A 15,290-nucleotide genomic window follows, 5' to 3' on the forward strand; every position below is an offset into this window, starting at 1 on the left:
TTACCAATCTCCCTTTTTATCCAAGTTGATAGCGTATTTTGCTTTGTCCGCTACCTTCTGTATCAATTCTTATTTGTTGTAATACTCGTTCTTTCAATTCTCTTACATGACTAATGATGCCAATCATTCTTCCTTCACTTTCGATCGTTTCTAAAGCTTCCATTGCCATTTCCAAAGCTTCTTCATCTAATGACCCAAATCCTTCATCAATAAACAATGCATCGATTGCTACACCACCAGCTTGTGTCTGGATCACATCGGCAAGAGCTAACGCTAAAGAAAGTGCTGCAATAAAACTCTCACCGCCAGACAGGGTATGCGCACTTCGAGACATACCTGCCTGATCATCATAGATATTGATTTCTAATCCGGTTTTCCCCCGATAACTGCCAATGGTATCCGCTAGCTCAAATTGATAACGATTTTTCGTTAAACGTTGGAGATGATCATTTGCTACTTGTAACACTTCTTGAAGATAAACCTGAAGCACATACCGTTCCAAACTAGTCTTCTTAGGATTTTCTCCGTTGAATGTTTGCGAAAGCTGCTGTAATTGCGTAAGCTCATCTAATTTCGTCTGGCTTGTGTGATAAATCGAAAGACATTCATCGTAGATTTTCTGATTACTAATTTTTTGTTCTTGTAAACCGTATATCTTTTCTTGCTTTATTTCGATCATACGTCTTATCTCTTCTAACTGTTGGCTGATCTCTTCTGTATCTGGGAATGTCTCAGTTAGCTGGATATTTTCTAATTGACGCAGCCGGTCAGCTGTCACTAATTGTGCTTCATGATAAGAAGTAACTGTACGTTGGTTTTCTTTATATTGTGCTTGCTGTTGTGCAAATGCACAGATTTCTTCAATTGTTGAAAAATACGACTGGCTTTCTAACTTTTTAGCTATTCTTTCTTGTTCCTTTTCTATTTTTTCATCTATTTTTTCTATTTGTTCATGTTGAAGATCAAGCTGTGTCCGAAGCGTATGAAGATCTTGCAACAATTGCACTCCTGCTTTCTGCTCAACAGCTAGTTGATTCGAGTCTTTTTCTAACTGTTTTTCAAGTCGTCGTATCTCCTCTTCTAAACAGTTACTATCCGTATCTTGCAATTGTTGTTCTAAACTTTTGATTTCTCCTTGCAGTTGCTGGAGCTGATTATTTTTTTCTGTCTGCTGCTGTTTGTAGACAGCTAATTGTTGTTCGAGCTTTTCTGCTTGTTGTCTTATTTCTTCCAGCTCTATTCTTGTATTGGCCATCTTGCTTTTTCGTCTATCTAAAGATTGTTCGATTACTACAAGAGCTGTTTTTGTTTTTTGTTCTGTTATCTCAGGAAATGCCTTTTTCAAAGCCTGTTGCAAGTGTTCTTCTTGTTCAGCCAATTGTATATTCGTTGCCATGATTTTTTGTTCTAAATCTGATAATTGTTGTTGAAGATTATTTTCATGTGCTTCACTTTTGGCAATGATTTGCTGAGTTCTTTCTACAGCAGACTCAGCTTCTGCCAGTTGTTGTTCTACTTTTAAGATATCTTCCTTATTTGGCTGTTCGTGTTTTGATTGTTGTATGGGGTGTTTTGTTGATCCACAAACAAGACATGGCTCCCCTGGACGCAAAAAAAGCTGAAGACGAGCAATTTGCTGCTTTGCCCATTGGCTTTTCAGCTGTTCTGCTTGTTCTGTCTGTTCTTTCAATAGCTGACTATTTTTTGTTATTTCTTCAGTTGCTTTTTTGAGTTCTTCTCTTATCTGTGCGAGCGACCCAGTGTCTTTTGCTTTTTGTTTTTCTATTTCTTGCTGCTTTTCATCTAGATATTTTAACTGTCCAAAAGCAAGACGATCTTCTTGCAGTTTTTCCTGATCCAGTAAATTTTCTTGAAGAATTCGAGTTCTTTCCTGATAGATAGCGAGATTTTGATACAGCTTCTCGGCATTCAATTCTTCTTTATCCAATGAAATTGTTAATTGTTCTGCGTCTTGTTTTTTACTACGTAAGGATTCGACAATTGGCACCATCATCTGTTTGTTTTGCAGTTTTTGAGCAGCTTCTTTGATTTTTGTTTGTCGGCGTACGCGGTTTGCTTCATTTTTTTGCCACTCTTCATAATTCTGCGTAGTCATCGCTAGTTTCTTTGTTTGCTCACTACTTTTTTGTGACAGTTCTATTTTTTCAGCTTTTATTTCTTGTAGGCGCTGGATTGGTTCGACTAATCGTTGCGTAAATTCATAATACCCAATCCATCGTTTCTTTTCCTCTATTTCGTCTTTTTGAGCAGCTAATTCCTTTTGCTTGTTTATTAATATCGTTTTTTCTTCATAACTTTTTTTCAAGCTTTCAAAACGATAGTAGGAATTTTCTAGTTGCTTTTGTTTTTCCTGAAGTTCCGTTAGAGCTTCTTTTTCTTCCGTGATTTGTTTTTCGAGTATTGCCTGATGGTTTGTCCATTGGGCTAAAACGGCTTCAAACCCTGCTGCTGGTTCCTCTTCTTTGACTAAAACAAACCTTTTTTGCAGAAGATGCAGCTCTTGCTCTAAATGATCCAATTTTTGTTGCTGTTGTTTTGCTTTTTCTTTTAATCGCTCATTGAACTGTTGGAAAAATTGAGTACCGAATAAATGACGTAAAACAGTCTCTTTATCACTGCTTGATGAAACCAAAAAATTACGGAATTCTCCTTGGGGTAGTAAAACGATTTGAGAAAACTGTTTCGCATCGAGATTCATCAGTTCTCTGATCAACTGATCTGCTTCTGTACGTTTTGTGATTTGTTTGATTTCTTTTCCTTTCCCATCAAAAATGGTCAACGTTACTTTGGCTGCCTGTTTTTTTGTTCCGTTTCCTTTTCGTTTTGCTAAAACTTGTTCTGGTTTTCGTTCGATTTCATAGCTCATCTGCTGATGTTCAAAAGAAAAAGTCACGCTTGTTTCTTCGTCTGGTGTAGCAAACAAAGAACGCATCTCTTTTCCAGAGCGAAGTCTTCCGGAAGTTTCACCAAAAAGTGCGAAGGTGATCCCATCAAAAATCGTCGTTTTGCCAGCTCCTGTCTTCCCGCTGATCAAAAAAAGCGGTGCTTCTGTCAAACGTGAAAAATCTACGGTCTCATTGATAAAAGGACCAAAATTTTTAAGTTGTAATTTTTTCGGTTTCATTCTTGATCATTCCATTTCCATGATTTCTTGCAACGTTTCTCCGAGCCATTTTTCTTGGTTTGCAGTTAGCTGCTCTTCCGTCATTTCACTAAAAAATGCTTCTGCTAATTTTTGAGGATCTTTCATTTCTAGTACTTTTCGTTTGCGCTTTGTTTGTTCTGCTCGACCGTTTGCCCGTTCAATCCCCAAAATACGAGGATATATTTGCCGAAGCTGGTTCATCATATTCGGGATGATCGTTCTATCAGTGAGATAGATATAGATGTAATTCTCCCGATTGACGGACTGATAAAAGGCAGGATCCAGCAATTCTTTGAAACTCGCTGTTATTTCTTCAATATCATGCAGGGGTTCGATCTCCCTAAAATTCAACTCCAGGCCTGTTGTCAGGTCAACGATCCATACGCCTTTTTTTTGGTTGATCTCAGATAAAGAGAATTTCAATGGGGAACCGCTATAGCGAGCATTATCCTGTCTCAAAGCAGCTTGATTATGCAAATGTCCTAGTGCTACATAATCAAACGGTGTAAGTAGTTCACCAGGGATCGAATCCAACCCGCCTACTTCGATTTTCGTTTCCGAATCAGATTTTACACTTCCCATTACAAAAAAATGGCTAATCAATACTTGTTTTTTTTCTGAATCAAATAGCTCCTGCATTTTATCTATCACCTTGGCTACCGCTTGCTTGATCGTTCGGATATTGTCATCTTCAAAATATAATCTCGCTGCAATTGGTTCAAAGTAAGGAAGAAAGAAAAATTGTACGTTTTTAAACTCGACTGGTTCAAATGCTTCTGCTAGCTGTGTTCGCAAAAAATAGTTCGAATAACTGAACCATGGCGTACCCACTGAAAGTCTCGTACTGCTATCGTGATTTCCTGATATAGCAAAAATCGGGATCTTTTCCTTTAAATTCCAATCGACCATCAATTCATTGTATAATTCTACGGCATCAACAGCTGGGACACTCCTATCATATAAGTCTCCGGAAATCACGATTGCCTCTACTTTTTCTTCTTTCGCGATATCTAGTATAGAAGATAGTACATGACGCTGGTCTTCAATCAAGTCATAACCTTGTAGTTTTTTTCCGATATGCCAATCGGCTGTATGTAAAAAACGCATTCAATCACCTCAAAAAATGTCCTTCTAATTATTATAACACTTTGATCCATTACATGACACCTGTCTTCTATTTTACATATTGGAACGCAAAAAGAGGGCAGACTTGACGTCTCTCCCTCGTTTTCATTGAAAAAGTCTGAACTGAACAGGACAGTAGATTCAAAAGACCGCCCACGCATAAACTTATCATTTTATTTTTTTTTGACTTCATATTTGAAATCAGGGTTCACTTCTTTGTCCAATTTGTCAAAAGCTGCTTGTGTTCGTCGTTCGATCTCCGCCATACCTTCTTTATCCGTTTTCTTGATATCTGATAAGTCGATTGGTTCGCCGAAACGCACTGTCACTCTCTGACGCTTGAACAGATCCCCAAGTGTCAACGGACCTTGATATACAGCTGGCACGATTTTCGCTTTAGACATTCTGGAAATCAATGCCATTCCGCCTTTAAGTTCTGTAGCATGTCTTGTCCCACTGGGAAACATGATCAAACTCAAATTTGTCGATTTCAAAATCTTTACAGGTGTTTTAATGACGCTTGGTCCTGGATTTTCTCTTTTAACTGGAAAAGCATTGGATCGAGTTAATATAAATCGCAGAACTGGATTTTTGAACAGTTCTTCTTTTGCCATAAAGCTGAATTCCTTGGGTGCTGCAGCTACCGCCAGATATAATGGGTCCCACCAAGTACGATGGGGAGCAACTAGTATGTAATTCTCATCTTGCGGTAAAACTTCTTTATTCTCATAGCGGGCATTTCCATTAACTAAGGCTAATAGTACTCGAACTACCCCGCGCATAAATCGATAAAACATAGTCTCTTCCTTTCCCTTCTTATGGTCATAGTATGCATAAAAAATAGAGGTTTGACAAGCCACCTTGGTTCTTTTTAATAAAAATAGTATAATACAGACGACTATTTTTTTCATTTTGGAGGGAATCCATGCTTCACGAAGACGAACGAATCGACCAATTATACGCAGAAGATATCAAGATTATCCAAAGTTCCAAAGTGTTTTCTTTTTCTTTAGATGCTGTGCTGCTTGCTCACTTTTCCCGTGTACCTAAAAAAGGGAAGATTGTTGACCTTTGTGCAGGAAATGGCGCAGTTGGACTTTTTTTAAGTAAACGAACCCAGGCGGCTATCGACGCTATCGAACTTCAACCTCGTCTAGCAGACATGGCAAGACGTAGTATCGCGCTTAACCATTTAAATGAACAAATGACTGTCCACACCATCGATCTGAAAGACAGCTTATCTGTCGTTCGGCATAATTCTTGTGACTTAGTCGTCTGTAATCCACCTTATTTCAAAGGGCTGCCAACAAATAAAACGAACCCTAATAAACACCTGGCAATCGCCCGTCATGAGATCCATACGACGTTAGAAGAAGTGATCGATATTTCAAGTAAGCTACTAAAAACAAATGGACGCTTTACTATGGTCCATCGTCCTGATCGGTTTTTAGAAATCATTCAGGTCATGCAAGACTATCGAATTGCACCTAAAAGGATCCAATTTGTTTACCCAAAACCTGGAAAAGAGGCAAATATTTTGTTAGTTGAAGGAATCAAAGAAGGCAAATTAGACGGATTCAAAGTCGCTCCACCATTGATCACTTACAATATGGATGGAGAATACACTGTAGAGATTCGTGAGATGCTCTATGGCAAATGAACATTATTTTTACGTGTTATTCTGTAAAGATCAGACATTTTATGGTGGATATACAACCGATCTTTCTAGACGATTAGAGGAACATAACAATGGTACTGGTGCTAAATATACTCGTCTTCAAAAAAGAAGACCTGTTAAGATGATCCATGCAGAAGTATTTTCTTCAAGAAGCGAAGCAACAAAAGCAGAAGCTGCATTCAAAAAACTCACCCGAAAACAAAAAGAACGTTATTTACAGACACACTCAACCGTTTTGCTTCCTGAATCTATATGAATGTTAAAAACACGATAAATATAAAAAAACTTCAGGCAAAAACAAATGTTTTTGCCTAAAGTTTTTTGTAGCTATCATTCTGTCACGTTTGTCTCACTGCTGTTCGTACTTGAACTTCCTCCTAGCAAGGCTTCGCTGACTAAGTGAATGTAATGTGTCATCCCTTCAGGATTTGGATGGACTTGATCATCATAAAACCAGTCACTATGGTCATTACTGTAGCTGTACCAATCAATCAGCGTCATATTGTCGTATTTTTTCGTCATCTGTTCAAGCATCGCATTCACGTCATTTTGCCAGCGCTTCGTCGGTACTCGGACATTGACCCAGTATACTTTTCGATCACCGATTGCATCCATCACACTATCAAACTGAGCTTCCGAGAATGAGCCATTCGTTCCTAGTCCAATCAGAACAGTGTCTTTCAACAAATCTTGTTCCTTTAATTTTTCAATGTACGGTACACTGGCATATAATTGTCGTCCGACATCTCCATCTACCACTACTTTTGGATAAAGTTCTTGTAGATCCGTTGCAGCATCCAACATAACTGAATCACCAAATGCCGTTAGTTCTAATTTTTGTGCCTTATTCCCTTGTGCCTTGGACAACTCGTACTTATCAAGGATCGCTTGGTCAACCGAACTAGTGGTGTTTTCTGAATTGTTTCTGGTTTCTTCTGCTAATTTTTTACTTTCAGCGATTTTTGCCTGCAGTTGTTTTTGATCGGCTGTTACAGCGTTTTTCGGTGCCGTAACGAAACCAACGAGTGCAATTGCTACAAGTAATGTGCCTGGAACAACCCATGGTTTGCTCTTACTGATGATCGGTTTGCTGAACCATCCTTTCATCACTTGGAATGTACGACCATAATCAAAACGTGCTAGCGGACGCTCCACATATCGATAAGAAAGTTCACTGATGATTAGAATCAATGTGATTTCCACTAAAGTATGCAACAAAACATGATCGGCAATATCAGTCACCTTTGCTTCATAAAAAATCATAACTGGAAACTGATACAGATAAATGCCATAGCTTCGTTTACCAATCCAAGTAAATACTGGATTGGTCAGCCATCGATTCAAACTTGCTCCAGGGTGTGCTGTCACTGCAACTAGCACTACGCATAACAGACTCACTAGGAGCATTCCTCCGTAATAGATGAAATTGTAATGATCATCTAAAAAGAAGAAGCAAAGAATCAGTGCCAAAAGCGAGATTCCTCCAGCGATATTCAGAATATTTTTCGCTTGTTTCGGGATGTTTTTCTTTAAACGCGTACTTGGCCAAACAAACGCAAGCGCACTTCCCAACCATATAGAAAACAGACGAGTGTCGGTACCGTAATAAACACGGGTTGGATCGCCTCCTGGTGTATACAAGATCATCATCAAGATGGCGGAGAGGAAGGATGTACCTAACACAGTATAAAAGATCCATTTTCTTTTACGAACAAATACCATCAACAATACAAATAAGATCGGCCAAACCAAATAGTTTTGACCTTCTACTGCTAAAGACCAGATATGCGTAAACGGTGACTCATTAGCAAATCGATCGAAATAAGATAAACCGTTATTGATTTGCCACCAGTTGTTGACATACAGTAAGCTGCTGACCACAACTCCTCGAAGATTGTTTAACAGCCCTCGCTGAAACAAAGTGATATAAGCCGAAGCTGTCACAAGCATAAAAACAAGTGCCGGATAGAGTCTCTTCATTCTTCTGACATAAAATTGCCAAATATTGATTTTTCCATTTTGTTCCCATTCCTGCCGCAGCAGATCCGTGATCAAATAACCAGATACGACGAAAAAAATCGGAACGCCCAAATAGCCGCCTTTCATACTAGTTGGCAGAAGGTGATAGAAGATAACACCCACCACAGCTAATGAACGGAGCCCATCAAACCCAGTGATGTAGCGGCTGTTTTTTAACCTTTTTTGTTTTTCCATTCAATATTCCAACTTTTCATAAACTTTTTTCATTCGTAATATACGGGTATTAAGTGAAAATAGCAAGTAGAATCGTGTCCTTTCTCTACTATTTTTTTCTATCATCCCATAAATTTAAAAAAATAAACATGCTTTTTTTCAACTTTAAGAAAATTTCAAATAAAAAAGCAGTTTTTCTTTGCTGATTCTACTATGGTAGAAAAAAACTGCAGACAAACAAACGTCTGTCTACAGCAGTATTTCATGAATTTTTGTCAAACTCGATCTAAATGCCATCCTCATAGAAACGACCAAGTATCTGGACGTTTTCTGCAATACTTACAAAAGCTTGTGGATCAGAAGCTTTCATTGCTTCTCTAAGTAGAGGCAGTTCGTATCGTGTAACGATCGTCATCAATACTGTCTGCTTATCATGCTTATAAGCACCTTCTGCTTCATTGATGATCGTGATCCCTCTACGCATACAGTTTTGGATTTCATTTACTACTTTTTCTGGATGTTTCGTTACGATCATTACCTGCATCTTCTTTTGTTTAGTATAAACGACATCAGTTACTTTTCCACTGACGAAAATAGACAACGTACTGTAAAACATATATTGCCAGCCAAATAGAATTCCGGCAACAAAAACGATCAATGCATTGAAGTAGATCGAAATAGAACCAATCGACTTTCCTGTTTTTTTACGAATCGTGATACTCACGATATCTAGACCGCCCGATGATAGGCCGTTTCTCAACGCTAGCCCAATACCTAGTCCCATCACAGCCCCCCCAAACAACGCACAGATGATTGGATCGGTAGATAGGACTGTTTCCGGTAAAATATGGATACAAAGGGAGGTCAAAGTGACTGTGATAAAAGTGAAAATTGTAAACTTCTTCCCGATTTTTAACCACGCCAATACAAACAAAGGTATATTCAGTAAATACAAAGTTGTTGATACCGGTACTTCGAATCCTATCAGTGATTTTGACAAAGTCGTCAAAATCTGAGCTAGACCAGTAATACCACTTGAATAAATATGTCCTGGCTGATAAAAGAAATTCAATGCAACTGATGCGATCAACGCATAAACGATAGATACCGAAAGCTTGGTCGTGTAATCATGATAAGCCCAATTTTCGAATGTTTTTTTCATGGAAAAGCCCCGCTTTATATGTTATGGCTTCATTATAAAGTGTTTTTCAATTAAATCAAGGTTGTCAAAAGAAGCGTATTCGACAAATCCTTTTTGCCTTTTTATCGGCTATTCTTCTATATTCGTTACATCAATATTCAATTCGAACAATTGTAAAGGCGAAACCATACTTGGTGCATCACTCATCACATCGGCTGCTTTTCCGTTTTTAGGAAAGGCAATGACTTCACGAATATTATCTTCTCCGGCTAATAACATTGCAAAACGGTCCAATCCTAATGCAATACCGCCATGTGGAGGGAATCCGTAATCTAAAGCTGTTAACAAGAAACCAAATTGTTCTTCCATTTGTTCTTTTGTAAAGCCTAGAGTTTCTAGTACTTTTTCTTGAAGCTCACGAGTATGAATACGGATAGAACCTCCGCCTAGTTCATAACCGTTCAAGACGATATCATAAGCTTCTGCATAGACTTTTGCAGGGTCTTCAGCCAATAACGGGATATCTTCTTCTTTTGGCATCGTGAATGGATGGTGAGCAGAGACATATCGACCTTCTTCTTCTGAAAATTCAAATTGTGGCCAATCAGTTACCCATAAGAAATTGAATTTCGATTCATCAATTAGTCCTAATTCTTTTCCTAAACGTGTCCGGATAGCACCTAATGCAGCAGCGACGATTTCACTTTTATCTGCGCCAAACATCAGCAAGTCACCTGGTTTTGCATCTGTTGCTTTAATGATTGCTTCTGTTGCTTCTCCCATGAATTTAGCAATTGGACCTTTCAATCCGTCTTCTTCTACTTTCAGCCATGCAAGTCCCTTAGCTCCGAATTGTCCTACATATTGACCTAACTGATCCATGTCTTTTCGTGAGTAGCGATCTGCAGCGCCTTTAGCATTCAATGCTTTCACGACACCGCCGTTTTCAAGAGCCATTTGGAAGACTTTGAATTCTACTTCTTTGACTGTATCGCTTAGATCGATCAATTCCATGTCAAAACGTGTATCCGGTTTGTCGCTGCCGTAGCGAGCCATTGCTTCATCATAGGTCATACGAGGAAATGGCAATGTTACTTCGATACCGCGAACTTCTTTCATTACCTTCGCAATCAATTCCTCTGTGTAAGTTTGGATTTCTTCTGCTGTTAAGAACGTTGTTTCAATATCTACTTGCGTAAATTCAGGCTGACGGTCTCCACGTAAATCTTCATCGCGGAAACAACGAACGATTTGATAATAACGGTCGAATCCAGCATTCATCAGCAATTGTTTAAACAATTGAGGAGATTGCGGCAACGCATAGAAATGTCCAGCATGGACACGTGAAGGAACTAGGTAGTCTCTTGCGCCTTCTGGTGTAGATTTCCCTAGGTAAGGTGTTTCGATATCGAGAAAGTCATTATCGTCTAAATAATGACGAATCGCTTTTGTTGTCGCATTTCTTAATTTGATGTTTTTAGTCATTTTTGGACGACGCAGATCCAAATAACGATATTTCAAACGTATTTCGTCACTGATTGCTTGATCATCTTCAATTTGAAATGGCGGGGTTTTTGCTTGATTCAAAATCACGATTTCACTTGCAATCACTTCGAATTCACCAGTGGCCATTTTAGGATTTACTGCATTTTCTCCGCGTCTTCTAACTTCCCCAGTCACTTCGATCACGTATTCACTGCGACATTTATCCGCGATTTCCCATGCTTCTTTGTTGATTTCAGGATTAAAGACGATTTGAACGATTCCTTCACGATCACGTAGGTCGATAAAGATTACTCCCCCAAGGTCTCGTCTTTTTTGTACCCATCCTTTTAATGTAACTGTTTGTTCTAATTGTTGTTCGGAAACTAATCCGCAATAGATCGTTCTTTGTGCCATTTATTTTTTTCCTCCTACTCGAATAAAGTCATTTCATCATAGACTTCATCAAAATGTTCATATATCTCTTCTAATGGAAAACTTTTTTCTTTTCGGCTTGCCATTGCTTTGACATTAATCGTTTGACTAGCAAGCTCATCTTCACCGATCACCAATACTAATTTGGCATTCGCTTTATCTGCTGTCTTAAATTGCGCTTTTGCTTTACGGTTCATGAAATCGCGGTCAGCTGAAAAACCAAAGTTTCGAATCGCTTGGACCACTTTCAATGCTTCGATATTTGTTTCATCTCCGAGTGCGACCACGTAAGCATCCAACTCATTAAATGCAGGGATAACTACTTCCTCTGCCTCCATAGTCAAGAGTAATCGCTCGATACCCATTGCAAATCCGAAGCCAGGTGTTGAAGGACCACCTAGTTCTTCCACTAGATTGTCATAACGTCCGCCTGCGCAAATCGTTGCTTGTGCCCCCATTTTTGGTGCGTCACTCATGATTTCAAAAATCGTATGTGTGTAATAATCTAGTCCGCGAACCATATTACTGTCGATTTCATAAGGAACAGCCAATGCATCCAGCATGGAAACAACGGTATCAAAATGTTTTTGAGCAGGCTCGCTTAGATAATCTAAGATAGATGGAGCTTCTGCCACAAATTTTTGATCTCGTTTGTCTTTACTGTCCAATACGCGTAATGGATTTTCGTGAAGGCGGCGTTTAGAGTCTTCACTCAGCTCTGATTCAAAAGGTAAAAGATAGTCGATCAACGCTTGACGATAGGCTTGACGCGTTTCTTTATCACCTAATGAATTGATGACTAGCCGGATTTGCGTGATCCCCAACTGTTTGAAGAAATCAAGTGCCATCACCATGCTCTCCACATCAGTTGCAGGGTTTTCTGATCCAAATGCTTCTACTCCGATTTGATGGAATTGACGTAACCGTCCTTTTTGAGGGCGTTCGTAGCGAAACATTGGTCCCATATAAAAAGTTTTGAACGGTTTCGCATACTCTGGGCCGAACAATTTATGCTCAACAAAAGAACGAACGATTGGTGCTGTACCTTCTGGTCGAAGCGTCACATGGCGTTCCCCTTTGTCATAAAAATCATACATCTCTTTTGAAACGATATCCGTTGTATCCCCTACACTTCGGGATATCACTTCATAGTGTTCAAAAATCGGTGTACGCATTTCATTATACTGATAATCTCTGAATAATAAACGTGCTGTTTCTTCGACAAACTGCCATTTTTCTGATTCGCCTGGCAAAATATCATTTGTTCCTTTTGGTCTTTGGAAACTCATAGTTTTCTCTCCCTTTCTTAGCTATGTAAATAAAAAAATCACCCTTGTTCATCATGAACAAGGGTGAATGAAATTCATACACGGTACCACCTAATTTTGAAAGATTTCTCTTTCCTCTTACGAATAACGCTCGTACGCGGGACGGCTTTTCACTCGTCCATCTCCAGAGTGTCTTTAGGCTAATGAAACTTTAGATCATTTTCAGCCTCGATGATCCTCTCTTGTAAAGTTTCAAAAACTTACTCGCTCTTTCATTGACATTCGATATTACTTATAACCTACTAAAAACCAGTCTCAAAGTCAAGAGATATCTGACTATTTCCCCTCACAAAAACGTTTTAGTTCAGCTTTTTGGTATTTTGTTTTAGACTAGACAAAAAGGAGGAATCAGCTATGGCAGAAATAAGAATCGGACATTCACAAGTCTACGCAGAACAGCTTGGATTAGGAGCAAATGCCGTTGGAGGACATAATCTTTTTGACGGTTTGGAAGATGAGACAGGAAAACAAGTAGTTCGTACAGCTTTGAATAGCGGGATCAATTTGATCGATACCGCTTATGCTTACGGAAACGGCCGTTCCGAAGAACTGATTGGCGAGGTACTGAAGGAAAAAGAATATGATCGCTCACGTGTCGTCATCGCTACAAAAGCTGCTCATGTACCAAATAAAGGGCGAATATTTGATAATTCTCCTGAGTTTCTCAAACAATCGGTGGAAGATGCACTAAAACGTCTGCAAACTGATTACATCGACATTTTTTATATCCACTTTCCGGATGAAAGCACACCAAAAAATGAATCAGTTGCTACATTGCATGAATTAAAAGAAGCAGGAAAAATCCGAGCAGTCGGTGTGTCAAACTTCACGTTAGAACAATTGAAAGAAGCGAATGCAGATGGATATGTCGATGTAGTAGAAGATAAATACAGTTTGATCCATCGGCAGGCTGAAAAAGAATTATTCCCTTATCTTGAAAAAAACAAAATCAGTTTTGTTCCCTATTTTCCTCTTGCTTCCGGTTTGCTGACAGGAAAATATGAACTTGGTGAGGAAAAACACTTTGGTGAAGGAGATCCTCGAAAAAGAAATCCAGATTTCCAAGGAGAACGTTTCAAAGAAATTTTAACCGCTGTCGATGTACTTCGCCCCATTGCTAAAAGATACCAAGCCACTCCTGCGCAACTTGTTTTAGCTTGGTACATGAAGAATCCACGAGTGTCTGTAGTTATACCTGGAGCTAAGCGTCCAGAGCAAGTATCTGACAATGTCCAAGCTTTAGATTTGCATTTATCCAATGAAGATTATCAAACCATTGATGAAGCATTTCGTGGATTTTGATCAATTGACCTTATCAATTTATAGTAATATGAAAAAAAGGAAGATCAGCACTGTTTGATCTTCCTTTTTTTCGATAAGTTTATGCTAATCTAATTCTTGTAAAGTAGCGCTCGGCTATTCGGATAAGTCGGAAACTGATTGAATGGAATCGTCCAATCTTGTTCAGGTACAGAGAACTCAAACTTATTTACTAGCTGATCGGAAAACACACGTAGACTATGAAGAGTGATCCATTCTCCTGCACAGCGATGCATTTGTCGAAAATCTCCCCCGCCTTGTGCAATCATCTCATATTCTTCTTTATAGGAAATATCTTTTGCTTTCCCTACATACCGTTTGATCATAAAGGAATCTGGCGCTTCAACTGTTCGTTCATCATGGTCTGTTCCATATAAATCTAAAATAACCCAACTGCCTTCTGGTATACGATAACCATCTACTTCTACTTCTTTCAGCGAAATCGCAGGTAGCATTGGGAAGAAAGGATAATAGCGTCTCATTTCTTGAATAAACGGATCTTGCAACGTCGAAAAGTCATTTTTTAATTGCTGATACAAATCTGGTCTACTGAAAAGTGCATGTCCCATCAATGCCGCCCACACAGTTAGAGCAACCGTTGGACGGATGATGTTCAATAATTCAACAGCTGCCACTTCCAAAGGTAAAAGCTGACCATCTAAATCTGTGGCATTGGCAAAAGCATATAATGCCACATTTTCTTTTCCAGCCACAGGATTTTGTCGAGCTTCTTCAATCAAGCTTTGTGCCCATTTTTCTGATTTTTTGCGATTTTCGACACCTTTTATGTGATCAATCGGAGAAGTAAACGTTCCGCTGATCATAGAGATTTGATATTCTGCTAATTTTTCGACCTCATCTTTAGAAATTGCTGATAAATTGATACCTGCCCACTCGCAAATAGATGTAAAGAAAACCATCTTACTTAAATCAAATAGTTCAAATTGACCATGCTGTGCTTCAAGTGCTTGTGTCAGATTCTTATCTAAGATACGATGATAATCTTCCATTCTTTCCGGTGTCATTAGATCCATAAAAATATTTTTCCGATGGTGATGAGCAGCTCCATCCAAAGTCTGTACTCCACCTTGACCAAAAAGTGTCTTCAATACTAATTTCGGCATAGCACCTTTTCGTTTGAAATTCCTTGGATCATAAAATACTTTTGCTGCTGATGATCCGTAGATCGTGATAGCTTCTTTATTGAAAATCTTTGCTTTGACGACGGGAGCGTCCGCTTCATGGCGTAACTCCTCCAACATGTTGTATCCTTTTTGATACAATTTTTTTAAGTCTGTGATTTTGATATCTACTACTGGTACTTCTTTCATCTTCAGCAACCTCCTATAAAAATAACTTGTATAATTTAAGCTTAACTTTTTTTCCGACTGCTGACAAAAGAAGCGCTTTTTGCAGACAAAA

Annotated in this window: 11 protein-coding genes; 3 read left to right on the forward strand and 8 right to left on the reverse strand. The window is 38.8% G+C overall.

Annotated features, from left to right (window positions below; all coding sequences use genetic code 11):
- Positions 1 to 16: 16 nt before the first annotated feature.
- The 3 genes from OS138_RS02640 to OS138_RS02650 form a co-directional block, all read right to left on the reverse strand.
- Positions 17 to 3,145 (reverse strand): SMC family ATPase, encoded by a 3,129-nt coding sequence (locus OS138_RS02640; RefSeq protein ID WP_325069652.1) that lies wholly within the window; start codon positions 3,143 to 3,145, stop codon positions 17 to 19.
- 6 nt (positions 3,146 to 3,151) lie between these two features.
- The gene (locus tag OS138_RS02645) at positions 3,152 to 4,273 is read right to left on the reverse strand and encodes an exonuclease SbcCD subunit D (RefSeq protein WP_325069654.1); all 1,122 of its coding nucleotides are present in this window, start codon (positions 4,271 to 4,273) and stop codon (positions 3,152 to 3,154) included.
- 191 nt (positions 4,274 to 4,464) lie between these two features.
- Complete coding sequence (locus tag OS138_RS02650) at positions 4,465 to 5,088, reverse strand: lysophospholipid acyltransferase family protein (protein ID WP_002288956.1); 624 nt, start codon at positions 5,086 to 5,088, stop codon at positions 4,465 to 4,467.
- 128 nt (positions 5,089 to 5,216) lie between these two features.
- Between OS138_RS02650 and OS138_RS02655 the strand changes: the two genes are divergently transcribed.
- Both OS138_RS02655 and OS138_RS02660 read left to right on the forward strand, forming a co-directional pair.
- Positions 5,217 to 5,951 (forward strand): tRNA1(Val) (adenine(37)-N6)-methyltransferase, encoded by a 735-nt coding sequence (locus tag OS138_RS02655; protein WP_002299374.1) that lies wholly within the window; start codon positions 5,217 to 5,219, stop codon positions 5,949 to 5,951.
- Positions 5,941 to 6,225 carry a GIY-YIG nuclease family protein gene (locus OS138_RS02660; protein WP_002304776.1) on the forward strand — a complete coding sequence of 95 codons (285 nt, stop codon included), beginning with the start codon at positions 5,941 to 5,943 and terminating at the stop codon, positions 6,223 to 6,225. Before OS138_RS02655 ends, OS138_RS02660 begins: the two co-directional genes overlap by 11 nt.
- Positions 6,226 to 6,299: 74 nt before the next feature.
- Here OS138_RS02660 and OS138_RS02665 read toward each other — a convergent pair whose 3' ends face one another.
- The 4 genes from OS138_RS02665 to hisS form a co-directional block, all read right to left on the reverse strand.
- On the reverse strand, positions 6,300 to 8,183 hold the full coding sequence (locus tag OS138_RS02665) for an acyltransferase family protein (protein ID WP_002303199.1): 1,884 nt from the start codon (positions 8,181 to 8,183) through the stop codon (positions 6,300 to 6,302).
- 265 nt (positions 8,184 to 8,448) lie between these two features.
- On the reverse strand, positions 8,449 to 9,324 hold the full coding sequence (locus OS138_RS02670) for a YitT family protein (protein WP_002293644.1): 876 nt from the start codon (positions 9,322 to 9,324) through the stop codon (positions 8,449 to 8,451).
- Between the two features lie 108 nt (positions 9,325 to 9,432).
- Complete coding sequence (gene aspS, locus OS138_RS02675; protein WP_325069655.1) at positions 9,433 to 11,202, reverse strand: aspartate--tRNA ligase; 1,770 nt, start codon at positions 11,200 to 11,202, stop codon at positions 9,433 to 9,435.
- Between the two features lie 14 nt (positions 11,203 to 11,216).
- Positions 11,217 to 12,509 carry a histidine--tRNA ligase gene (hisS, locus tag OS138_RS02680; RefSeq protein WP_002289103.1) on the reverse strand — a complete coding sequence of 431 codons (1,293 nt, stop codon included), beginning with the start codon at positions 12,507 to 12,509 and terminating at the stop codon, positions 11,217 to 11,219.
- Between the two features lie 393 nt (positions 12,510 to 12,902).
- Here hisS and OS138_RS02685 point away from each other — a divergent pair, with 393 nt between their 5' ends.
- Complete coding sequence (locus OS138_RS02685) at positions 12,903 to 13,850, forward strand: aldo/keto reductase (RefSeq protein ID WP_325069657.1); 948 nt, start codon at positions 12,903 to 12,905, stop codon at positions 13,848 to 13,850.
- Positions 13,851 to 13,939: 89 nt separating this feature from the next.
- Here the strand turns inward: OS138_RS02685 and OS138_RS02690 are convergent, their stop codons facing one another.
- The gene (locus OS138_RS02690; protein ID WP_325069658.1) at positions 13,940 to 15,199 is read right to left on the reverse strand and encodes a cytochrome P450; all 1,260 of its coding nucleotides are present in this window, start codon (positions 15,197 to 15,199) and stop codon (positions 13,940 to 13,942) included.
- Positions 15,200 to 15,290: the final 91 nt, after the last annotated feature.

Origin of the sequence: Enterococcus sp. E5-37 (assembly GCF_035726925.1) — a bacterium.
Classification (GTDB): domain Bacteria; phylum Bacillota; class Bacilli; order Lactobacillales; family Enterococcaceae; genus Enterococcus_B; species Enterococcus_B faecium.

Coding starts and splice junctions, on each gene's coding strand:
- OS138_RS02685 (WP_325069657.1), top strand. CDS start 12,903: ATGGCAGAAATAAGAATCGGACATTCACAAGTCTACGCAGAACAGCTT.
- OS138_RS02645 (WP_325069654.1), bottom strand. CDS start 4,273: ATGCGTTTTTTACATACAGCCGATTGGCATATCGGAAAAAAACTACAA.
- hisS (WP_002289103.1), bottom strand. CDS start 12,509: ATGAGTTTCCAAAGACCAAAAGGAACAAATGATATTTTGCCAGGCGAA.
- OS138_RS02650 (WP_002288956.1), bottom strand. CDS start 5,088: ATGTTTTATCGATTTATGCGCGGGGTAGTTCGAGTACTATTAGCCTTA.
- OS138_RS02665 (WP_002303199.1), bottom strand. CDS start 8,183: ATGGAAAAACAAAAAAGGTTAAAAAACAGCCGCTACATCACTGGGTTT.
- OS138_RS02655 (WP_002299374.1), top strand. CDS start 5,217: ATGCTTCACGAAGACGAACGAATCGACCAATTATACGCAGAAGATATC.
- aspS (WP_325069655.1), bottom strand. CDS start 11,202: ATGGCACAAAGAACGATCTATTGCGGATTAGTTTCCGAACAACAATTA.
- OS138_RS02660 (WP_002304776.1), top strand. CDS start 5,941: ATGGCAAATGAACATTATTTTTACGTGTTATTCTGTAAAGATCAGACA.
- OS138_RS02670 (WP_002293644.1), bottom strand. CDS start 9,324: ATGAAAAAAACATTCGAAAATTGGGCTTATCATGATTACACGACCAAG.
- OS138_RS02690 (WP_325069658.1), bottom strand. CDS start 15,199: ATGAAAGAAGTACCAGTAGTAGATATCAAAATCACAGACTTAAAAAAA.
- OS138_RS02640 (WP_325069652.1), bottom strand. CDS start 3,145: ATGAAACCGAAAAAATTACAACTTAAAAATTTTGGTCCTTTTATCAAT.